Below are 19,478 nucleotides of genomic sequence, written 5' to 3'. Positions count from 1 at the left end.
ATGAGCAAGGAACAGCTCGCCAAGGTCGACGCGATGCTCCGCCAGCCCCGACCCGAGGGCCAGCGCTCCGTCGAGGAGCTGCGCGCCGGGTTCAGGGCACTCATGGACACGATGATCGTGCCGGACGGCGTCCGCACCACTTCGACCACGCTCGGCAGCCGACGCGCCCTGCACGTCACACCGGACAACGGCGCCCGCCCGGGCACGATCCTGTACTTCCACGGTGGCGGTTTCGTCTTCGGCTCCCCCGAGACCGCGCTGTCGCTGACCGCGCAGCTCGTCTCGAGGACAGGGTTCGACTCGTACTCGGTGGACTACCGGCTGGCCCCAGAGCACCCCTTCCCGGCTGGTCTGCAAGACAACCTGAGCGCTTACCGTGCCCTCCTCGACAGCGGCCTGGACCCGTCCGCCATCGCATTTGCCGGGGACTCCGCCGGCGGCGGCTACTCGGTCACCACCGCCTTGGCCGCCCGCGACGCGGGGCTTCCGCTGCCCGCCGCGATCGTGGCCTTCTCCCCGGGATTGGACGCCACCCGTACCGGGGAGAGCATGACGACCAAGGACGGCATCGATCCGATCTTCAACCGCGAGGCCGTGATGCACACCGGAGCCATGTACCTCGCCGGCCAGGACCCCGAGCAGCCACTGCTCAGTCCGGCCCTCTTCGCTGACCTGACCGGGTTTCCCCCGCTGCTCATCCAGGTGGGCACCAACGAGATCCTCCTCGACGATTCCACCCGCCTCGCCACCCGCGCACGCGACGCCGGAGTCGACGTCATCCTCGACATCACCGCCGACGCCCCCCACGTCTTCCAGGCCTTCGCCGGCGGCACCCTCGACGAAGCCGACCAGGCACTCGACCGCGCCGCACTCTTCCTCACCCAGCACATCCCCACCCGCTGACGCCTCAACCGCACCAGTGCGACGGGCATCGCCCCGAGACCGCGGCCATGTCATCGGCGGAGTTCGCCCTTGCCGACGTCCAGGCCGAGGAAGACGTCGACGCCACCGGTGTCGATCACATGCGGGCCCCGCCATCACGCTTTCGTCCGGTCATGCCTGGGCACCGAGTTGCCACATGGGCGTCGAATCCGGCCACCGGCGTCTCCGCGCTCGACCCGCACTACTTCGGCCGATCAACCCCCACTACCGCGGCACCGGCGGGCGGTGGCGTCGGCCGCGCTCCGGCCGCCGGGCCCCCGCAACCCGCTGCCGTGCCGGGACCCTCCGCCGCCCCGCCTGCGGCCACCTCCGCCGACAGCGCGGACATGGACGGCGCCGGCGCCGAACGGCATGACACCACGAGTGATCTGTCATGTCTATCCCCGTGACAGGACTGGCCGGCCAAGGGGTGACCCACGAACCGCGCGCTGATGATCACGCACAACGGGTGCTCGGACCGGCCGCGGGCAACCGTCGGCCGGGATCACGTACGCGGCATGCGTCCGACGGACTTTCCACCGTGACCGCGTCGTCCGGGTCACGCGTGCATTCGACGGGAGCGGTGCCGGCCTGAGCCCCTACGCGCGGACCAAGGCGGTGTGCGAGAGCATGTTCGCCGACATCGCCGCCACCCAGCCAATCCGGGTGCTGTCCCTGCGCTACTTCAACCCGGTCGGCGCGGATCCCGAGTACCGCACGGGCCTGCAGGTGCGGCGTCCCAGCCATGCGGTGGGCAAGCTCATGGAGGCGCACGCCGCGGGGGAGCCGTTCAGGATCACGGGCACGGACTGGCCCACGCGCGACGGTTCGGGCATCCGCGACTCTATCCATGTCTGGGATCTGGCAGCCGCTCATGTGGCGGCGCTGCGGCGCTTCGACGACATCCTGACCGGCCCCACGAGGTCCACCGTGATCAACCTGGGCACCGGGACCGGCACCACGGTCCGGGAACTCGTGGACGCCTTCAACAGCGTGGTCACCCCACCGGTCGCCGTGGTCGAGACTGGTCCCCGGCCCGGTGACGTGGCGGGCGCGTTCACCCGCAGCGACCGGGCCGAGCGACTGCTGGGCTGGGTGCCCCGGCACAGCATCGCGGACGGCATGCGCAGTGCGCTGCGGTGGGCCGAGATCCGCGACGAGCGACTGGGGGACGGGGACGGAGGGTGAGAACGGGGAGCACCCACTGCCCTGGGCTGCGGTGTTCCGCGGCGGCGGTCATCCGTCCGGGGAGAGGGTCTGCGAGCCCTTCCGAGAAGTTCGAAGGCGCGGGTGATCGCCTGGCCGGGGTCGTTGTGGCTGCGTGCGGCGCGGGGCGCTTCGAGGGCCACGTGCCGCCCGTCCGGCGCCGCTCCCGGCAGTTCCCCGGCGGCCGGCCGAGTGCACCGCGCGGTGCCGCCGCCGGGGATGAACGGCCACGGTGGACTCCACCGTGCCCCCGGTGCGGGCCAGCGGTGGGGCTCGGCGGGAGTACTCCCGCCGACCGCACCGGCGCACCGCACGATGCGAGCTGGAGTGGCCGGCCACTCCCGCCTGTTCCACCCGATGCGCGTACAGAGGGCGTCGGCGCATCGGATGCGGTGGGCACATCGATCGCCTCATCGTGGGCGCTCGCCGTCATACCTCCTAGACCTAGCTGAGAACCGGTGCGGTCGCGCAATGACGCCCCCGCCGGTTGCTGGCGGGGGCGTGGTGCTGGGGTCAGGGCCTGCGGAACCCCAGGGCGGTGACGGGGGCGCCGTCGCCTATCCGGCTTTGATCGCGGCCGTCGAGACACCGGACTGACGCCGGGCCACGCGAGGCGACATGCCCGCCCGCGAATACGACAAGGCCGATGCCGCTCAGGACGACGGTCAGCAGGATGCGCCCCCAGCGGCTGAGCGCCTTTGCGAGCACCGGCCAGGTGGCGAAGGGCCAGCCGCGATCCACACCGGCATCGTCACCGATCCACTCCGGCAGCGTGCCTCTGGAATCAGGTGGCGGTCAGTCGGCGCCCTGCTCCGCGGGCGAGCTGACGTTCTGGGTGGCGGCCCAGGAGGCGAGGAGGCGCAGGCCCTCTTCGTTGGGTGAGCCGGGTTCGGCGGTGTAGATGGTGAGGGTGAGACCGGGTGCGGCGGCCATCTCGAGCCCTTCGTAGGCGAGGGTGAGGTCGCCAACGGCCTGGTGGTAGAAGCGTTTGGTGCCGGTGCCGTGGTGGCGGACGTTGTGGGCGCCCCAACGGGTGCGGAAGGCATCGCTGCGGGTGGACAGCTCGCCGACGAGGTCGTGCAGGTCCTTGTCGTGCGGGTTGCGGCCAGCTTCGGTGCGCAGGATGGCGACGGCGATGTCGGCGGCGAGGTCCCAGTCGGGGTAGAAACGGCGCGAGGCGGGGTCGAGGAACTGGAAGCGGGCCAGGTTCGCCTGGTTGCCGGCCGAGGCGTAGACGTCGGCATAGAAAGCGCGGGCGAGCTCGTTGGCGGCGAGCAGGTCCATGCGGCCGTTGCGCACGAAGGCGGGGCCGGCGGTGACGGCGTCCAGGACCCACTGCAGGCTCTGGTGCGCCTTCCACTGCGCGGTGCGGCGCCGGGGGCGGGTGAGGGCGTCGGAGCCGTCGGCGGCGTGGGCGAGGTTCAGCAGGTGAGCGCGCTCGGCGTCGTCGAGCTGGAGCGCACGGGCGACGGCTTCGAGGACGGCCGGGGAGACGCCGGCGAGGTTGCCGCGTTCCAGCTTGGCGTAGTACTCCACGCTCACATCGGCGAGCGCGGCGACCTCGCTGCGGCGCAGGCCCGGCACCCGTCGGCGGCTCCCGGAGGGCAGGCCGGCCTGCTCGGGAGTGATCTTGGCTCGCCGCGAGGACAGGAACTCGCGGACCTCTGCTTGATTGTCCACGCCTTCGACGGTACGTCCCGCCCGCGTCCACAGGGATGCACTGGCGGTACACCCCTTGACGGTGTCTCGCTCCCCGCGCGAAGAGCGGGTTACCTGGATGACGTGCTGCTTTTCACCCGGTCACCACGACGGGACCTTGCACCTTGCCCTGCACTCGGCGACGACCCCGGCATCCGGGATCGCCCGCCCCGACACGCCCAAGGAAGCTCATCTATGCGCGGCGCAATCATTCACGCTCCCGGCGACGTCCGCTTCGAGTCCCTGGACGACCCGAAGCTGCTTCACCCCACCGACGCGATCATCCGCACGGCCGTCACCTGCGTGTGCGGTTCCGACCTGTGGCCCTACCGGGGCGCCGAGCCGATCGGTGACCCGCACCCGATGGGCCACGAGTACGCGGGCTTCGTGGAGGAGGTCGGCTCCGAGGTCACCTCGCTGCGGCCTGGGCAGTTCGTCGTCGGCTCTTTCGCCACCTCGGACAACACCTGCGCGAACTGCCGCAACGGGTTCCAGTCGAACTGTCTGCACCGCGAGTTCATGTCCACCTGCCAGGCCGAGTACGTGCGCATCCCCAATGCCCAGGGCACCCTGGTCGCCACCGACGAGGTGCCCGACGAGGAGCTGTGGCCCGGTCTGCTGGCTGTGTCCGACGTGATGGGCACCGGCTGGTGGGCCGCGGATGCCGCCGAGGTGCGGCCCGGTTCGACCGCCGTGGTCGTCGGTGACGGCGCGGTGGGCCTGTGCGGGGTGATCGCGGCGAAGGAGATGGGCGCGGAACGGATCATCGCCATGTCGCGGCACGAGTCCCGGCAGAAGCTCGCCCTCGAGTTCGGCGCCACCGACATCGTCACCGAACGCGGCGACGAGGGAGTCGAGAAGATCAAGGAGTTGACTGGCGGGATCGGCGCCGACAGCGTCCTGGAGTGCGTGGGCACCGCCCAGGCCATGAGCCAGGCTCTGCACTCTGCCCGGCCCGGCGGCAACGTCGGCATCGTCGGCGTTCCCCACGAGGTCGCCGTCGACGGGCAGGAACTGTTCTTCTCCCACGTCGGCCTGCGCGGCGGCCCCGCCCCCGTACGCCGCTACCTGCCCGACCTCATCGACCGCGTCCTCACCCGCCGGATCGACCCGGGCAAGGTCTTCGACCTCACCCTGCCCCTGGAGCAGGTCGCCGAGGGCTACAAGGCGATGGACGAGCGCCGCGCCATCAAGACCCTCCTCAAGCCCTGATCCCCCTCCCATCTGACAAGGAGCACCCGTGCAGATCATCCGCAGCTCGCTCGACACCCTCAAGGGCCCGGCCGACTGGTTCACCGGCGACGTCTACATCGACCCGGTCGCCGCCGCGCCGGCTCCCTCCCGGGTCACCGCCTCACTGGTGCACTTCATGCCCGGAGCCCGCACCCACTGGCACCGCCACCCGCTGGGCCAGACCGTCTTCGTCACCGAGGGCGTCGGCCTGTGCCAGCGCCGCGGCGGACCGGTGGAGGTCATCCGGCCCGGTGACCGTGTCCTGTTCGAGGCGGACGAGGAGCACTGGCACGGCGCCGCCCCGAACCGGCTGATGGTCCACGTGGCCATCAACGAGGGCGACGACGCTCACGACGTCGTGCACTGGCTGAACCCCGTGACCGACGACGAGTACACCGCCGCCCCGGCCACCGATTGACACGGCGGTGCGTCCGCACCGCCTCACCTGAAAGGCTCACTGTGACCACGTTCGCCCTCGTCGGCGCCGGCCCCGGCTTGGGGCTGGCCATTGCCCGCCGGTTCGGCGCCGCGGGCCACCACGTCGCCCTCCTCTCCCGCGACGCCGATCACCTCGACGCCCTCGCGGGCGAACTCCACGGTGAGGGCATCCGGGCGCGCGGCTTCACCGCCGACGTCCTCGACCCCGCCTCTCTGACCGCAGCCCTGGACACGGCAGCCAAGGAGCTGGGGCCGATCGAGGTTCTCCAGTTCAGCCCGGTGCCCCGCGGCGACTTCATGAAGCCGGTCCTGGAGACGACCGCCGCCGACTTGGACGATCCGCTGGCCTTCTCCGTCAAGGGGCCGGTGACCTGTGTGCACGCCGTTCTTCCGGGGATGCGGGAGCTGGGCCGGGGCACGCTGCTGTTCGTCAACGGCGGCAGTGCCGTACGCCCGAACCCCAAGGTGGCCGGTACCTCGGTCGCATTCGCCGCCGAGAGCGCTTACGCGGCGATGCTCCACGACGCTCTCGCGTCCGAGAACATTCACGTCGCCCAGCTCATCGTCCCGGGCGCGATCCACCCGGACGCCGAGCGCTCCAGCCCCGATGCGCTCGCCGAGCGCCTGTATGCCATCCACACCGAGCGCGGCGCCTTCCGGCACTACGCCGAGCCCATGCCCAATTGATCACCCTCAAGACACCGCTCGTGACCTCCGCAGTCCGCCGCGGACTGGGCTGTGCCGCTTCGATGGCTGTCCTGCTGCTGCCCGTGACCGCCTGCTCCAGCGGAACGCAGGGGAGCGCCCCGGCCGCCACGCCCTCTGCCGCCGCCTCGGCGGGGCAGCAGGAGCCGGCGGCCTCCCCCTCGTCGTCCGCCTCCGGGAGGAGTACGTCCATGAACATCCGGGTCACTCTCGACGGCCGCCCCGTCGACGCCGCCCTGAACGGCAGTCCCGCCGCCCGCGCCTTCGCCGAGCTGCTGCCGCTCACCTTGGGCCTTGAGGACTTCCACGGCACGGAGCGGGTCGCCGACCTGCCGCGCGAGCTGGACACCTCCGGCGCCCCCGAACCGGCCGCGGCCACGGTCGGCGACATCGCCTACTACGCGCCCTGGGGCAACCTCGCCCTCTTCTACCGGGACGGGCCCGCTCCCTCCGCCGATCTGCTCATCCTCGGCCACCTCGATGTCAGCACCGACCGACTCGGCCGGGCGACGCGCATCACCATCGAACCCGCCTCCTGACTCCTGACCTGGGCGACCGCCCGGGATCCCCGACAGAAAGAGAAGTACCTCTATGGCCTCCGCAGACGGCACCCGAGAGGGCAAGCTGCCCTTCGTCGTCTGGGTGCTCGCCGCCGGGACGTTCCTGATGGGCACCACCGAGTTCGTCATCGCCGGTCTGCTCCCGGCAATCGCCGGTGACCTCGGCGTCAATGTCTCCCACGCCGGGCTGCTGATCACCGCCTTCGCGATCGGCATGATCGTCGGCGGCCCGACCATGGCTCTGGCCACCCTGCGCCTGCCCCGCCGCCTGACCCTCGTCTGGGCCCTGGCCGTCTTCGCCCTCGGCCACGTCGTCGCGGCCGTGAGCTCCTCCTTCACCGTCGTCCTGGCCGCCCGGGCGGTGACCGCTTTGGCCACCGGCGCGTTCTGGGCCGTCGGCTTCGTCATCGCCACCGCCGCCGCGGGCCCGGCCCGGGGCACCCGGGCTGTGGGCGTCCTGATGGGCGGCCTGACCCTTGCCAACGTCGTCGGCGTGCCGATCGGCTCCTTCGTCGGCCAGTACACCGGCTGGCGCGGCCCCTTCTGGGCCCTCGCGGTCCTCGCGGGACTCGCGTCCGTGTTCGTCGGCCGCTTCATCCCCGCCACGGGGCAGCGGGCCGAGATGTCGGTACGGGCCGAGGTCGGTGCTCTGCGGCAGGGCCGGCTGTGGCTGGCGCTGGCCGCCGCCGTCCTGATCATGGGCGGTGTCCTGGCCACCTACACCTACATCACCCCGCTGCTGATCGACCGCGCCGGTGTCCCGGCCGGGGCCGTCCCGCTGGTCCTGGTCGTCTTCGGGCTCGGCGCGCTGGGCGGTACTGCCATCGGCGGCCGGCTGGGTGACCGCCACCCCATGGCCACCACCCTCGCCGCCGCCACCGTGACCGCCCTGACCCTGTTCCTGCTGATCCCCCTGTCGACCGGCCCGGTCACAGCCGTCGCCCTGGTCTTCGTCATGGCGCTGGCCGGGTTCACAGTCAACCCGGTCGTCACCTCCCTCGCCGTCCGCTTCGCCGGTGACGCCCCCACCCTCACCTCGGCGCTGACCACCTCCGCATACAACACCGGCATCGCCGCCGGCTCCGCCCTCGCCGGCCAAGCCCTGGACTCCTCCCTCGGCCTGACCGGACCCGCCCTCATCGGAGCCGTCTCCGCCACCCTCACCCTGCTGCCGCTCATCGCCCTCGCACTCAGCGGCACCAAACGTCCGGCGCGGATCGTCGCCCCGCGCACCACACCGGCCCGTGCACGGGACAACACCCCCGCACCGGCACCGACACGCCCTTGACAGCCGTCCGCACACGCACGCCTGGGCCATCGAAGGAGAACTCACATGAACGTCACCTACGACTTCCACGGCAAGGCCGCGTTCGTCACCGGCGCCGCCGCCGGCATCGGCCGCTCCACCGCCCTCGCCTTCGCCCGCGCCGGCGCACGGGTCGCCCTCGTCGACCAGTCCGCCGACGGGCTGCGCGAGACCGCCCGCCTCATCAAGGCCGACGGCGGACAAGCCCTCACTCTGACCTGCGACGTCACCAGCGAAGAAGACGTCCAGACCGCCGTCGAGCGCACCGTCGAGCAGTTCGGGAGCCTGGACGCCGCATTCAACAACGCGGGCGTCGAACAGCCCGTCCAGTCCGTGGCCGACACCGCCAAGGACGACTGGGACCGCATCCTGGGCGTCAGCCTCACCGGCGCGTTCCTGTGCACCAGGGCACAGGTTCGGCAGATGCTCCGCCAGGACGGCGGCGGAGCCATCGTCAACGTCTCCTCCGGCGCCGGCGTCAAGGGCTTCAAGGGCCAGGCCGCCTACGCCGCCGCCAAACACGGGGTCATCGGCTTCACCCGTTCAGCCGCCCTCGACCACGCCGCTGACACCATCCGCATCAACGCCGTCTGCCCCGGCATCATCGACACCGAGATGATCCGCCGCTTCGGCGATACCCGCCCCGGCGGCCGCGAAGGACTCATCGCCGACGAACCCGTCGGCCGTCTCGGCCGGCCCGAGGAAATCGCCTCCGCCGTCCTGTGGCTGTGCTCCGACGACGCCGCCTTCACCACCGGCACCGCCCTCGTCGTCGACGGCGGCCAGACCACCTGAACCTTCCGGCATCCCCGCCTGAAGGACCACTCCGTCGAAACCCCGTGCGAGGAACCATCTCCATGAACCCCACCTACGACTTCACCGGCCGGGTCGCCTTCGTCACTGGCACCTCCTCCGGCATGGGACTGGCCACCGCCCGCGCCTTCGCCGAAGCGGGCGCTGCCGTCGGCCTCGCCGACATCGACGAGAACGCCGTACGCAAGGCGGCGAAGGAACTCACCGACTCGGCCACCAAACCCTCGCCCTGGTCTGCGACATCACCGAAGAGAGCCAGGTCGCCGCCGCCGTCGACCGCACCGTTCAGACCTTCGGCCGCCTCGACATGGCCTACAACAACGCCGGCATCATGTCCCCGCCCACCGACGCCGCCGACGAGAGCGCCGAGCAGTTCGACCGCGTCCAGAACATCAACCTGCGCGGCATCTGGGCGAGCACGAAGCACGAACTGCGTCACCTGCGCGACCAGGGCAGCGGCGCCATCGTCAACTGCTCCTCCCTCGGCGGTCTCGTCGGCAACCCCGGCCGCGCCGCCTACGCCCAAATCACTTTGTCATGTATGGCTCAGACACAGCTTCTCAACGCATCCCGGGCAGGCGACGCAACTCGCTGACCTTCATCAGCCGGGCGAGAAGGAGATATCCCATGGCTGTTGCGAGCGCCCCGGCAACCAGTGCGATGGCCGTAGGCCACGTTCCACTTCCCAGCTCCGCGCACGCACGCGCCGTAAACCACCCCAGCCCTGCAGCCGGGCCCGCGGCGCAGAACAGTTTCACGTAGGTGCGGCGCAGGCCGCCGTCGTCGATACGGCTCCCAAGCCTCCTGCGCAGCAGATGCGCGGTGAGTGCGAGACCGGCCACATAGGAGAGGGTGTAGGCCCCGGCCATACCGACGACCGCCCAGCGGGCGGGCAGGAGTAAATGACAGGCGGTGGCCAGGGCGATGTTCACCCCCGCGATCCAGGCCGCCATGAAGAACGGAGTGCGGGTGTCCTCGAACGCGTAGAAGCCGCGCAGCAAGAGGTACTGGGCGGAGAAAGGGATGAGCCCGAGTCCGAACGCCTGCAGCATGTATCCCAGCGGGCGGGCTGAGGCGGCGTCCGCCGCCCCGTGAGCGAACAGCAGCGATGAAATCTGCGGCCCCAGAGCGAGGAAGAGGAACGCGGCGGGCACGATGACCACGCCGCTGATCCGCAGCACCCGGGACAGGTCCGCGCGTAGATCCGGGATACGCCCCTCAGCGACGGCCCGGCTCATACGCGGCAGCAAGGCCGTCACCAGGGACACCGTCACGATCGACTGCGGCAGCATCCAGATGGTCTGCGCGTAGGTGTAGGCCGAGTAGCCAGCGCCGGCCTGCGGCAGCTCCTGGTCGGCGGCATTGGCGTAGTTCGTGACCACTGTCAGGGCGACCTGGTTGGCCAGGACGAACAGCAGCGTCCACTTCGCCGCGTGGACGCTCTTTCCCAGGCCGGTGCCCCGCCAGTCGAACCGTGGGCGGAAACGGAAACCAGCCGCCTGTGCGAACGGGATCAGCGCCAAGGCCTGCAGGGCGATGCCTGCCGTCGTCCCAATCCCCAGCAACTGCACCTGGTTGGCGGTGATGTCCTCCACCCGGTCGGGCACCGTCATCAGTCCCAGGTAGGCAGCGAACATGCCGACCAGCACGAGGTTGTTCAGTACCGGAGTCCACATCATCGCGCCGAACTTCTCGCGGGCGTTCAACACCTGCCCGTAGATGCTGAACAGCCCGTAGAAGAAGATCTGCGGCAGCAGGAACCGGGCGAACGTCACCGTCAGCTTGAACGCCTCGTGACTTGCCGGGGTGTCTCGCATGTACAGGCCCACGATTTGCGGCGCCGCCCATACTGCCAGCGTCGTCCCCGCGCCCAGCACGCACACCACGAGCGTGACCAGACGCTGCTCGTAGGCCCGACCACCATCGGGATTCGTTGCACGAGCCCGCACCAGTTGCGGCACCAGCACGGCGTTGAGCGCACCACCGATCAGCAGCGTGTACAGGCTTGTCGGCACCGTGTTCGCCGTGTTGTACGTGCTGGCCAGCAGGCCCGTTCCTAGCGCCGCGGCCTGCAGCACCTGGCGGATCAGCCCTGTCGCCCGGGACACCACCGTGCCGAAAGCCATCAATAACGAGGAGCGGGCCAGCCCGCCTTTGTCCTTCTTGCGTCGGGCGGCATGCCGTCCCCGTTCCTGTTGCTCCTGCGGCATGGTCTGCGCCGCGGAGTTCGTCCCGTCCACCATGCCGTCAACCTATGTCCCCAGGGTTCCACGGCCCCAATTCGTCGTCGTCACACAGCAGCCCCGGTGAGCATCCCCGAGCCGCGGCTATCGCCACAGGAATACGACACCCACGGAACAAGTGCTCTGCGCCAGTACCGCTGAAGACCTTGGGTCCTGCCTGGAGTGCTTCGACGGCACGCCCGCCGACCCCGCCTCCTACATCGCTCCCCCGGCCAAGCACCTGCTTGCCGCCTGATCCGAGAGGACCACCGCCCATGAGCACCGCCCCCCTCGCCGCCTTCACCGAGCCCGACCGCCCAAGAACCTGGTGATCCGGTTCATCACGGTCGGCGGAAGCTACGTGGACGTCACCGGCCCCGGCGAGCGCTCGGACAAGAACCGCTGGAACTGCCACGGCTGCGGAGACTCCTCCGACCGGCCCGAGGAAGACTTCCTGTTCCGCATCCGGCCGGACGCCAACAACCACGCCGCCAACTGCCGCGCCATCCCGCTGCGGTGACCGGCTGCCGTCTGCGCGCCGCCCTGCTGATCGCCGCCGCCGTCCCGCTCGCCGCGGCGACGGCCGCCGCCGTGCTCAAGGCCGGCCACTGGCGGCTGCACGCCGACCGGCACCGCATCGAGCTGACGCCCCAGCCCCGCCGCTCCTGCCCCGACTGCCGGGACGCGGGCGGCTGGGGGTCGACGGCGCGAACCCGGAGATGGAGGCGTGCGGCTGCTGGCCGGACCGGCGCGAACTGCGCGTCGGCTCTGCCCGTCCCGGCCTGGCCGGACAACGAGCTCCCGCTCTGAACGTCCCGACCCCGGCCACACCGACCGGGGTCGGGACCGCCGGGTGGCCGCGCATCGGCAAAGGGCCGGCCACCCCGCTCCCTCACCCTCTTCGAGATCAGGAGCATGCATCGTCCCGCCGTCTTCGCCGCCCTGCTCGGACTGACCCGCGCCGCCAGCGCGGTCGGCGGCTTCTGGGTCCAGAACGACTTCTGCGCCCGCGTAAAGGGCGCCTCCGACGACGCCCCGGTGACCTACGAGGACCCGGCAACCAAGGAGAAGACCACCCACGGCACCGCCGACGGTCCGCAAGGCCTGCCTGCACCACGTCGCTTCTGCAGGGCTTGAGGGCCGAGTGGACGCGGAGGACGCCAGGCCTTTCCCGGTCAGAAGCATGAACCCTCCTGTGTCTAATGTGCGACAGGTGTCGTGCACGGAGGCGGCTGGATGCCGAGCGAGGGCCCGTTGGCGCATCGGGCGGCAAATGCCTCATCCAGTTCGAGCCGGCAGCCCCCTGAGTAGAAAATTGCGTGGCACGAATATTTGCGCAGCGCGCACCTACTGCTAGTGTGAATGGCATGAGTGGTCTTCGGGAACGGAAGAAGGAAGCCACGCGCACAGCGCTGAGCTGGGCCGCAGTCCGGCTCACCGTCGAGCGCGGGTGGAGTGCGGTCAAGGTCGAAGACATCGCTGCGGCGGTCGGCGTGTCTCCGCGCACCTACAACAACTACTTCTCCAGCAAGGCCGAAGCGATCGCGTTTCGCTACCGTGAGCGCTCCTTGCGGCTCGCGGCCGAGCTGCGTCACGGACCGCCCGGCGAGCCCTTGTGGGAGGCAATCACTCGCGCGGCACTACGGCAACTGGAGCCTGGCCTTGAGGTGGAGCACATGCCACCCCAGGAGTCCGATGAGTGGGCGGCCGGTCTGCGGGTGATGTTGGCCGAACCCGCGCTGGAGGCCGAGATGCTGCGGGCGAGCAAGATCGCGGAGAAGGAGCTTGCCGCAGCGATCGCTGACCGCACGGGCACGGATCCAGGGTCCGATCTCTACCCTCGCCTGGTGGCCGCGAGCGTGATGGCCGCGAACAATGTCGCCCTCGAGCTGTTCGTGCAAGGCGGCACGGGCGAGCCGATGGAGGTTCTGCTGCCCCGGGCTCTGCGCATGGTGGCCACCGGACTTCCCACTCCGTAGGCCCCTCCTTTCCAACCCTGAACAGGGGCTGCTTGCTTGCAGCCTCTACGCCGCCATGCCCCAAAAAGGAGAATTGTCATGCTTAATGTAGTAATTGTCGGTGGCGGCCCGAACGGGTTGATGCTCGCCTGCGAGCTGGCACTGGCTGGGGTGCGTCCGGTTGTGCTGGAGCGTCTCGCCGGCCCGAAGACCGAGCCCCGGGCGAACGGTCTGGTCGGTCAGGTGGTGCGCATGCTCGACCGACGTGGTCTCTACGCACGCATCAGCGGATCCAGCGAGCCGCCCCGACCCGCGCCCCGCTACATGTTCGGCGCATTCACGCTGGACCTCACAGGACTCGACGACAATCCCGTGAGCCTGCTCCCGGCGCCGCAGGAGCAGATCGAAAAGGTCCTCGCCGAACGCGCCGTGGAACTCGGCGTCGACCTCCGCAGGGGGCAGGAGGTGGCCGATCTGCACCAGGACAACGACTTCGTCCGGATCACCCTTGCCGGCGGTGAGGCTCTCACCGCCCGTTACCTGGTAGGGGCTGACGGGGGGCACAGCCTGGTGCGACGACTGTCCGGCATCGGCTTCCCGGGCGTGACCACCGACGACTTCGTCACCCGCTCCGCGAACGTGTCCGTGGCGGACGAATACCTGGGCCCGGACGGCAGCCTGCACGTTCCCGGCTACGGGAGCTTGCCACCCCTGCTGTACGTGCGCACGGAGCGCGGCACGATCGCGTGGGGCCTGCTGCCTGGCCGAGTGCCAGTCCTCAACACCACCGAAACCGGCAGGCCGGACGAGCACACCACCCCGATGACCTTCGAGGAGATGATGGCGAGCGCCGAACGCGTGCTGGGTGTGCCCGTCCCGCTGGGTCCGCCCCAAGGAGAGGGACCGCACCTGCTTCGACGACTTGCCGGCGGAAACACCCGACTGGCAGACCGCTACCGGGACAGGCGGGTACTGCTGCTGGGCGACGCGGCCCACGTGCACTCGGCGATCGGCGGCCCGGGACTCAACCTCGGCCTGCAGGACGCGGTCAACCTCGGTTGGAAGCTGGCCGCCACAGTGCGAGGGTGGGCCCCCGAAGGTCTGCTCGACACCTACGACGAGGAACGCCGACCTGTCGCAGAACACGTCGTGGCCTCGACCCTGTCCCAGTCGGCACTGATGCGCCCCGGACCGGAGGTCAGTGCCCTGCGGACCGTCTTTGGTGACCTGCTCGCCTCACCTGGCGGCACTGAACGCATCGCCCACCTGCTCGCTGGAACCACCGAGGACTTCGCGCCCGACCTCGTGATCCACACCGGCGCAGGCACCCGTCGGCTGGCCGACTTGACCACCACCGCCCGGCCCTTGCTGCTGGACCTGTGCGGCGACTTCGCCGAGGCCGCGAAGCCCTGGCACGACCGGGTCGATGTCATGAGCGGCAAGGCAGAGGGCACGAGCGCGACCGGCCTGCTGCTGCGCCCCGACTGCCACATTGCGTGGACCGGACACGGGCCGAACGACATCGACGGTCTGCGAGCCGCACTGCACCAGTGGTTCGGCGGACCGCTGAGCGACGCCCGTGAGCTGGAGCAGGTCAGCGGTTGAGCTGGGTCATCAGCTCGCGGTTGGTGGCACGTGCGGCTTCGAGGTCCGCGTCCCGTTCCGCGAGTCCGCCGCGCAGATCGAGAATCTGCTGCTCCAGCTCGGCGGCGCGGCGTGTGAGCGTCTCGACGTCGGCCGGGGCGCCGAGGCCGGAGGCTTCCCAAGCCGTCTGTCCCAGAGCCTCGGACAGACGGCGTTCGAGCCGGGTGATGTGCGCGGCCAGCCTTCCGTTGCGGGCAGTGAGGTTCGCGACGTCGGCCAGCAGCGACTTGCGGCTGGCCTGGGTTCCGGCAGCCGTGCCGGGCGGGGGCTGGCCCGTGCGGGCGATGACGGCTGCGTGCAGGTCACCGTGGCGGTGAATCAGGCTGCGGTGGACACCGGCGGCGCGTGTGACCGAGGAAACGCTGATCTCCTCGCCGGCGGAGGCAAGTTGGTCGAGGGCTTTGAACACTCGGTTGCGTCGTCGGTCGGAGTCAGCGGCCCGCGCTCGGGTCAGGTGGTCCGGTGAGGCGCTCATGCGTCACGCTCCAGCCGCAGGTCCGGCTCGGGCGGACGGATGCCGGGCATGCCCAGGGAGACGATGCGGGACTTGCGAAGGGTCCGGGCGGCGTCTTGATCTGCTCACGTTCGTCCTCGGTGAGCCCGTCGAGGTCGGTCTCGACGCGGCGGATCAGTGTGCGGATGCGCTTGATCTCCTCGTCGGACGGAGTCGCTTCGGTGCGGGCCCAGGCGTCGAGGTCCGAGGCCGCGGTGAGACGTTCGCGGTCCCTCGGTCGACCGCCGCGGGACTCCGCTCGCCGTCATGCGTACCGGTGACAACCGCCACGACGTCCCCCAACTCCGGCTGCTGGACGCCATGGGGCCGATCCGCGCCGGCGGGAAGCCCCACCGCGCCCCGGAAAGAGTCCTGCTCGGTGGCGGAATCGCGTCCGCCTGATCGGATGATCTCTTCGCTTCTGGCGGCAGGCTGTCAGGAGGGCGCGCTGGTCCCGGAGAGTGGCTGCCCCCTCACTTTCCAGGGCGATACCGCCAGCAGCCCTCACTCCGAGTCGGCGGGAGCTACCACCACACCGAAATCAGGCCACGCTAAGCAATGACACAATCACCGAAAGCTATCAAGGTGCGTTCGTCGAGAGAGGTCTCATGCGCATTCTGAAGAGGGCCCGGGTCGCTGCAGCCGCCCTGGGGGTGGTGGCCGGGACGCTGATGGCTTCGGCCGGCCCGGGGACGTCGGTCTCGCAAGCAGCGACACCCGCGGACGGTACCGCCACTGCGGCGTCGCGCATCTACGGCGTCGAGATCGTCAAGCAGGGCGGCGGGGTCGGCGACCTGCAGACCCAGAGTGTCCGCTGCCCGCAGCGCAAGGTCCCGATCGGCGGAGGCGCCGAGGCCAGTTTCGGTGACACCCCCTGGGGCCACGACATCCAGCTCGTCAGCAGCGCCCCGCTGGTGGAGGGCGGCCAGCCCGTCGGCTGGAGGGCGTCCGCCTTGAAGTTCGTCTCCCCCGGCATGACCCTGACGACCTATGCCGTCTGCGCCTACCCGCCCAGCGGTTACCAGATGGTTCAGAGCCCTGTCACGCCGTCCCCCAAGAACACGCTCACCACGTTGTCGTGTCCGGCCGGGAAGGTCGCACTGGGCGGAGGAGGCGAGGCCATCGGGGCCGACTCCTGGCTGAGCAAGTCGTACCCCACCCCGGTCAGCGGCACCGCCCAGCCCACCCAGTGGGCACTCGGCACCGCCGGATGGGAGACGACCACCGCCGTGGTCCACGCGGTCTGCACCGACCCCGTCTACGCCCTGACCGTCACCCGCTTCAACACCGCTTCCGAAAGCCCCTACGGCGGCCTGCTCAAGTGCCCCGCCGGGACTGTCGTCGCCGGTGGAGGCGCGTCGGCCAACGGGCCTGCGGCCAGCCTCATCTCCAGCCGCCCCGCAAAGGCGGCCGAGACCGGCTCGCGCGACGGCTGGTGGGCCCAGGGCAGCGACGACCTGCAGAGTTCCAACATCGACCTCTACGTCATGTGCACCGAGCCCGTCTAGGGACCGCTCTTCGTTGAACGCAGGCGGCCGCCGCCTGAGCCTTTGCGTAGGCGGGCGGCCACCTGGTCGGCGGGGGGGACGACTGCTGACGCCAGCGGGTGGCGCGGCCCTGCCCCCGGGCCGAGGGCGAGCAGGAGGTGCGACTCAAGTTGCGCTTGGATGTGGTCCTTGGCTGCCAGGCACGGGTTCGGACCAGCCCCGAAGGCCAGCAAAGCGAAGCCGGGTTCCTCATTCAGTTGCCCACCGACCACGGCCGCCGGGGCTGTGGGAGCCCGAGCCCAGGTGCTGGTCAGTCGCCTCGGTGACCCGGGCGTCACCCCGCACTGTCCGCGCCCCTTGAGCGCCGCCTCAGTCAGGCCCCATCATCGCCCGACTCGAGGATGGTGCGATGGGCGCCGGTACCGGGAGCATGCGGATGTTTGTGCCGGGTCGGCCACGGAGTTGCTGATTTTCTAGTTGCGTGAGGTACAGGGCCCCGACGAGGGCTTCGACGTCGGCTTTCAGTTGCTGGATCTCGGCGGCGTCCGAGGTGCGGAGTTCCCTCAGCTTCACAATCTGCTTGCGCAGTCGCTTCTCGCTCTCGGATACATCGCCGCGGCTGCGAATCTGTTCATAGAACTGGTTCTTGAGGTCGGTGTGACGTTGGGTGAGGGCGTTTCGGGGGACGTCGGCCTCGACGGGGCCCCTCCACCAGCTGTTGCCGTTCCTGGAGCGCCTGAGCGAGACCCGGCAGGCCGACCTCGGACTGGACGGCAGCGACGGCCTCGGTGACCTGAACCTCGTGGCCTGCACGTTCGGCAAGGAGATCCTGCCGCTGTGGCAGTGGAAGCCCGGCTCGAACGTCGTCGGCGGCGACCGCGTCGCGTAGATCCGCCTCGGTCAGCAGTACCTCACCCTCGCCCTGCGCACCGACGTGGACGGCGAGGGCGACGTCGGGTTGGACGTGATGGTGCCGTGCCCGCACGACGACGAATGCGACGGCTACGCCCTGGTGCCCGCCTACAGCGTCACCTGCCTGTTCCGCGCGCTCAACGGCGACCTGGACGACGACGAGGACATCGTCTGCACCGTCCACGGCCCGGACAACGGCGATGACCAGGACGACGACCCCGACGGGCGCGCCGACCTCGAGGAGCAGGCCCCGCGCGCCGCTGCGGGCCGCCTTGGAGGCGATGAGTTCGCGGTCGTACTGGAGCTGCCCGCCGGCCGTCGCGAGCAGCGACTCACGCAGCTGGTCCGGATGCTGCACACGCTGGTCACCCTGGACGACGGCCGCACCCTCAAGGTCGCCGCCTCGGTCGGCGCCGCGGCCCCCGATGTCCTCGGCACCCGCGACCTGACCAGCTTGCAGAGGGCCGCCGACACAGCGCTGTACGACGGCAAGCACTCCGGCCGCGCGGTCCTCGCCACTGCCGCGCACACCACGGTCCCGTCCATCAACGGGCGCCGGGCGGGCAGGCCGGGCACGGCCGTGTGGGGGCGGGCCGCATGAGCACCGCGACCCTGCCCGAGGGCGACTGGATCGGGGGCACCAGCATCCGGCAGCCGTACCCGGCCTTCATCCTCGCCGGGGCCAAGACGGTGGAGAACCGGCCCACGCGGTGGCGGACCGGCTAGGTGCTGCTGCACACGAGCAAGACCGTCGACCGGCCCGCCCTGCGGATTCCGCTGATCGGCCGCACGATCCGCGACCGCCAGCTCGTCACCGGCGCCGTGGTCGGCGTCGCCTGAATCACCGACTGCCACCAGGACCCCGACGGTGCGCCGCTCTGCTCGGAATGGGCGCACCCGGGCGCCTGGCACCTCGTGCTCGGCGACGTCCAGGATCTCCCGCTGCCTGTCCCCGCGCGCGGGCAGGTCGTGCCCTGGAAGCCGACGCCGGACCTGCTGGACCGCGTGTTCCAGCAGCTGCCCGCCTTCCGGCCGTGACCCGCCCGGGACGCACGAAGGAGAAGCCACCGTTCGAGCCGGGCCTGATCCCGGCTCCCGGCGAGCTACTCGTCTGGCGCGACGGCCAGCACTTCGACCGCTGGCAGGACCTCCCCTGCACGCTGTGCAGCCAGCCCACGCCCATGCGCTCCCACTCCGGCGAGCCCGTGCACAAGGCATGCGCCGAGGACTGGCTCACCGCCAACCCCGTGGAGGCACGCCTCGGGCGGTTCGCCTCCGACCTCACTCCGAAGCCCAAGTCCAAGGACAAGGGCCAAGGCGACCACTCCTGACCTCCACCTGGAGGACCTCTCGGGTTCGCTGTGAACCATCTGTGCGGTGCATGACATGCCCTGCTTCGGCAGGCTACGCGTGCCAAGTTGTCGACCAAGCGAACGGCGGACTCTGCCACGTCCTCCTGGGCAGTCGGCGTAGCTGGGCGCTTGGTTCCCGCAAAAGAATAGGAACAGGGGTGGGAGACATGGCGCTAAACCGCAGGTGGGCCGCTCGATCCGCTGCGACAGTCGTCGGCGTAGCGCTGGCGTTCGGGGTGGTGGCGGGCGGGTCCGCCTTCGCGGACATGGACCTCTACAAGTCCGGAGGGGTGCACTCCTGGCGTACCAGTTCCGGCAGTGTCGCGGCGGTGCAGGACACCGAAGCGGATGGGCACGGCGCGTACGCGAACTTCAACCGGAACTATCGAACAAGACCGGATACGAAGTCCGTACCGAGAGCGGCAACGGCAGCAAGGCCTACAGCCCCAGCGGCGGTCGGATCTGGGACATGCAGGCCTGCGTGTCCATCGACCAGTGGCCGGATGACTGCAGCGACTGGTGGACGGACA

At 70.3% G+C, this 19,478-nt stretch carries 24 protein-coding genes and 1 pseudogene; 21 read left to right on the top strand and 4 right to left on the bottom strand.

From position 1 onward, the window contains the following. Together ACGFT1_RS31050 and ACGFT1_RS31045 are read left to right on the top strand one after the other, a co-directional pair. Entirely contained in the window at positions 1-903 is a 903-nt protein-coding gene (locus ACGFT1_RS31050; RefSeq protein WP_373912308.1) for an alpha/beta hydrolase, read from the top strand. 522 nt (positions 904-1,425) lie between these two features. Continuing rightward, on the top strand, positions 1,426-2,109 hold the full coding sequence (locus tag ACGFT1_RS31045; protein WP_373912380.1) for an NAD-dependent epimerase/dehydratase family protein: 684 nt from the start codon (positions 1,426-1,428) through the stop codon (positions 2,107-2,109). A gap of 531 nt (positions 2,110-2,640) precedes the next feature. Here the strand turns inward: ACGFT1_RS31045 and ACGFT1_RS31040 are convergent. Together ACGFT1_RS31040 and ACGFT1_RS31035 are read right to left on the bottom strand one after the other, a co-directional pair. Continuing rightward, a complete protein-coding gene (locus tag ACGFT1_RS31040) occupies positions 2,641-2,868 on the bottom strand; it encodes a hypothetical protein (protein WP_373912307.1) in 228 nt (75 codons plus the stop codon). Positions 2,869-2,922: 54 nt separating this feature from the next. Next, positions 2,923-3,807: a helix-turn-helix transcriptional regulator gene (locus tag ACGFT1_RS31035; protein ID WP_373912306.1), complete on the bottom strand. Its 885-nt coding sequence runs from the start codon at positions 3,805-3,807 to the stop codon at positions 2,923-2,925. Positions 3,808-4,020: 213 nt separating this feature from the next. Here ACGFT1_RS31035 and ACGFT1_RS31030 point away from each other — a divergent pair, with 213 nt between their 5' ends. The 7 genes and pseudogenes from ACGFT1_RS31030 to ACGFT1_RS31000 all read left to right on the top strand — a co-directional run. Continuing rightward, complete coding sequence (locus ACGFT1_RS31030) at positions 4,021-5,037, top strand: zinc-dependent alcohol dehydrogenase family protein (RefSeq protein WP_373912305.1); 1,017 nt, start codon at positions 4,021-4,023, stop codon at positions 5,035-5,037. 28 nt (positions 5,038-5,065) lie between these two features. Next, the gene (locus ACGFT1_RS31025; RefSeq protein ID WP_373912304.1) at positions 5,066-5,476 is read left to right on the top strand and encodes a cupin domain-containing protein; all 411 of its coding nucleotides are present in this window, start codon (positions 5,066-5,068) and stop codon (positions 5,474-5,476) included. Between the two features lie 41 nt (positions 5,477-5,517). Further along, entirely contained in the window at positions 5,518-6,183 is a 666-nt protein-coding gene (locus ACGFT1_RS31020) for an SDR family NAD(P)-dependent oxidoreductase (RefSeq protein ID WP_373912303.1), read from the top strand. A gap of 209 nt (positions 6,184-6,392) precedes the next feature. Then, positions 6,393-6,740 carry a cyclophilin-like fold protein gene (locus tag ACGFT1_RS31015; protein WP_373912302.1) on the top strand — a complete coding sequence of 116 codons (348 nt, stop codon included), beginning with the start codon at positions 6,393-6,395 and terminating at the stop codon, positions 6,738-6,740. A gap of 52 nt (positions 6,741-6,792) precedes the next feature. Further along, a complete protein-coding gene (locus tag ACGFT1_RS31010) occupies positions 6,793-8,049 on the top strand; it encodes an MFS transporter (protein WP_373912301.1) in 1,257 nt (418 codons plus the stop codon). A gap of 45 nt (positions 8,050-8,094) precedes the next feature. After that, positions 8,095-8,862: a glucose 1-dehydrogenase gene (locus ACGFT1_RS31005; RefSeq protein ID WP_373912300.1), complete on the top strand. Its 768-nt coding sequence runs from the start codon at positions 8,095-8,097 to the stop codon at positions 8,860-8,862. Between the two features lie 62 nt (positions 8,863-8,924). Next, a pseudogene (locus tag ACGFT1_RS31000) lies at positions 8,925-9,400 on the top strand (SDR family NAD(P)-dependent oxidoreductase); the annotation flags it as partial. 40 nt (positions 9,401-9,440) lie between these two features. Here the strand turns inward: ACGFT1_RS31000 and murJ are convergent. Next, entirely contained in the window at positions 9,441-11,123 is a 1,683-nt protein-coding gene (gene murJ / locus ACGFT1_RS30995; protein ID WP_373912299.1) for a murein biosynthesis integral membrane protein MurJ, read from the bottom strand. Positions 11,124-11,430: 307 nt separating this feature from the next. Here murJ and ACGFT1_RS30990 point away from each other — a divergent pair, with 307 nt between their 5' ends. The 5 genes from ACGFT1_RS30990 to ACGFT1_RS30970 all read left to right on the top strand — a co-directional run bounded on the left by ACGFT1_RS30990 (position 11,431) and on the right by ACGFT1_RS30970 (position 14,665). Further along, positions 11,431-11,622, top strand: a complete 192-nt coding sequence (locus ACGFT1_RS30990; RefSeq protein ID WP_373912298.1) for a hypothetical protein — start codon at positions 11,431-11,433, stop codon at positions 11,620-11,622. Beyond that, complete coding sequence (locus ACGFT1_RS30985) at positions 11,619-11,912, top strand: hypothetical protein (protein ID WP_373912297.1); 294 nt, start codon at positions 11,619-11,621, stop codon at positions 11,910-11,912. Before ACGFT1_RS30990 ends, ACGFT1_RS30985 begins: the two co-directional genes overlap by 4 nt. Positions 11,913-12,017: 105 nt before the next feature. After that, entirely contained in the window at positions 12,018-12,239 is a 222-nt protein-coding gene (locus tag ACGFT1_RS30980; RefSeq protein ID WP_373912296.1) for a hypothetical protein, read from the top strand. A 230-nt stretch (positions 12,240-12,469) separates the two neighbouring features. Further along, complete coding sequence (locus ACGFT1_RS30975; protein WP_373912295.1) at positions 12,470-13,081, top strand: TetR family transcriptional regulator; 612 nt, start codon at positions 12,470-12,472, stop codon at positions 13,079-13,081. A 78-nt stretch (positions 13,082-13,159) separates the two neighbouring features. Next, positions 13,160-14,665 (top strand): FAD-dependent monooxygenase, encoded by a 1,506-nt coding sequence (locus ACGFT1_RS30970; RefSeq protein WP_373912379.1) that lies wholly within the window; start codon positions 13,160-13,162, stop codon positions 14,663-14,665. On the opposite strand, the gene ACGFT1_RS30965 is transcribed toward ACGFT1_RS30970, so the two are convergent. Further along, a complete protein-coding gene (locus ACGFT1_RS30965) occupies positions 14,655-15,179 on the bottom strand; it encodes a hypothetical protein (RefSeq protein ID WP_373912294.1) in 525 nt (174 codons plus the stop codon). The genes ACGFT1_RS30970 and ACGFT1_RS30965 overlap by 11 nt on opposite strands. A gap of 285 nt (positions 15,180-15,464) precedes the next feature. Between ACGFT1_RS30965 and ACGFT1_RS30960 the strand changes: the two genes are divergently transcribed. The 7 genes from ACGFT1_RS30960 to ACGFT1_RS30930 all read left to right on the top strand — a co-directional run bounded on the left by ACGFT1_RS30960 (position 15,465) and on the right by ACGFT1_RS30930 (position 18,927). Next, positions 15,465-15,599 (top strand): hypothetical protein, encoded by a 135-nt coding sequence (locus tag ACGFT1_RS30960; protein WP_373912293.1) that lies wholly within the window; start codon positions 15,465-15,467, stop codon positions 15,597-15,599. Between the two features lie 206 nt (positions 15,600-15,805). Then, complete coding sequence (locus ACGFT1_RS30955) at positions 15,806-16,705, top strand: hypothetical protein (protein ID WP_373912292.1); 900 nt, start codon at positions 15,806-15,808, stop codon at positions 16,703-16,705. Positions 16,706-17,402: 697 nt separating this feature from the next. Continuing rightward, entirely contained in the window at positions 17,403-17,573 is a 171-nt protein-coding gene (locus tag ACGFT1_RS30950) for a hypothetical protein (protein ID WP_373912291.1), read from the top strand. A 45-nt stretch (positions 17,574-17,618) separates the two neighbouring features. Continuing rightward, complete coding sequence (locus ACGFT1_RS30945; RefSeq protein WP_373912290.1) at positions 17,619-18,197, top strand: diguanylate cyclase domain-containing protein; 579 nt, start codon at positions 17,619-17,621, stop codon at positions 18,195-18,197. Then, positions 18,194-18,322: a hypothetical protein gene (locus tag ACGFT1_RS30940; RefSeq protein ID WP_373912289.1), complete on the top strand. Its 129-nt coding sequence runs from the start codon at positions 18,194-18,196 to the stop codon at positions 18,320-18,322. The genes ACGFT1_RS30945 and ACGFT1_RS30940 overlap by 4 nt, the downstream gene beginning before the upstream one ends. Positions 18,323-18,511: 189 nt before the next feature. After that, positions 18,512-18,634, top strand: a complete 123-nt coding sequence (locus ACGFT1_RS30935) for a hypothetical protein (protein WP_373912288.1) — start codon at positions 18,512-18,514, stop codon at positions 18,632-18,634. Next, a complete protein-coding gene (locus ACGFT1_RS30930; RefSeq protein ID WP_373912287.1) occupies positions 18,631-18,927 on the top strand; it encodes a hypothetical protein in 297 nt (98 codons plus the stop codon). Before ACGFT1_RS30935 ends, ACGFT1_RS30930 begins: the two co-directional genes overlap by 4 nt. Positions 18,928-19,478: the final 551 nt, after the last annotated feature.

This window comes from Streptomyces sp. Y20 (assembly GCF_043195475.1).
In the GTDB taxonomy this organism is placed as follows: domain Bacteria; phylum Actinomycetota; class Actinomycetes; order Streptomycetales; family Streptomycetaceae; genus Streptomyces.
This window is presented reverse-complemented; position numbering and strand designations above follow the sequence as displayed.

Excerpts from the sequence above, each read along its gene's own strand:
- ACGFT1_RS30970 (WP_373912379.1), top strand. The coding sequence starts at position 13,160 with ATGCTTAATGTAGTAATTGTCGGTGGCGGCCCGAACGGGTTGATGCTC.
- ACGFT1_RS31005 (WP_373912300.1), top strand. The coding sequence starts at position 8,095 with ATGAACGTCACCTACGACTTCCACGGCAAGGCCGCGTTCGTCACCGGC.
- ACGFT1_RS31030 (WP_373912305.1), top strand. The coding sequence starts at position 4,021 with ATGCGCGGCGCAATCATTCACGCTCCCGGCGACGTCCGCTTCGAGTCC.
- murJ (WP_373912299.1), bottom strand. The coding sequence starts at position 11,123 with ATGGTGGACGGGACGAACTCCGCGGCGCAGACCATGCCGCAGGAGCAA.
- ACGFT1_RS30975 (WP_373912295.1), top strand. The coding sequence starts at position 12,470 with ATGAGTGGTCTTCGGGAACGGAAGAAGGAAGCCACGCGCACAGCGCTG.
- ACGFT1_RS31010 (WP_373912301.1), top strand. The coding sequence starts at position 6,793 with ATGGCCTCCGCAGACGGCACCCGAGAGGGCAAGCTGCCCTTCGTCGTC.
- ACGFT1_RS30960 (WP_373912293.1), top strand. The coding sequence starts at position 15,465 with ATGCGTACCGGTGACAACCGCCACGACGTCCCCCAACTCCGGCTGCTG.
- ACGFT1_RS31015 (WP_373912302.1), top strand. The coding sequence starts at position 6,393 with ATGAACATCCGGGTCACTCTCGACGGCCGCCCCGTCGACGCCGCCCTG.
- ACGFT1_RS30955 (WP_373912292.1), top strand. The coding sequence starts at position 15,806 with ATGCGCATTCTGAAGAGGGCCCGGGTCGCTGCAGCCGCCCTGGGGGTG.
- ACGFT1_RS31050 (WP_373912308.1), top strand. The coding sequence starts at position 1 with ATGAGCAAGGAACAGCTCGCCAAGGTCGACGCGATGCTCCGCCAGCCC.
- ACGFT1_RS30965 (WP_373912294.1), bottom strand. The coding sequence starts at position 15,179 with ATGAGCGCCTCACCGGACCACCTGACCCGAGCGCGGGCCGCTGACTCC.
- ACGFT1_RS30980 (WP_373912296.1), top strand. The coding sequence starts at position 12,018 with ATGCATCGTCCCGCCGTCTTCGCCGCCCTGCTCGGACTGACCCGCGCC.
- ACGFT1_RS30940 (WP_373912289.1), top strand. The coding sequence starts at position 18,194 with ATGAGCACCGCGACCCTGCCCGAGGGCGACTGGATCGGGGGCACCAGC.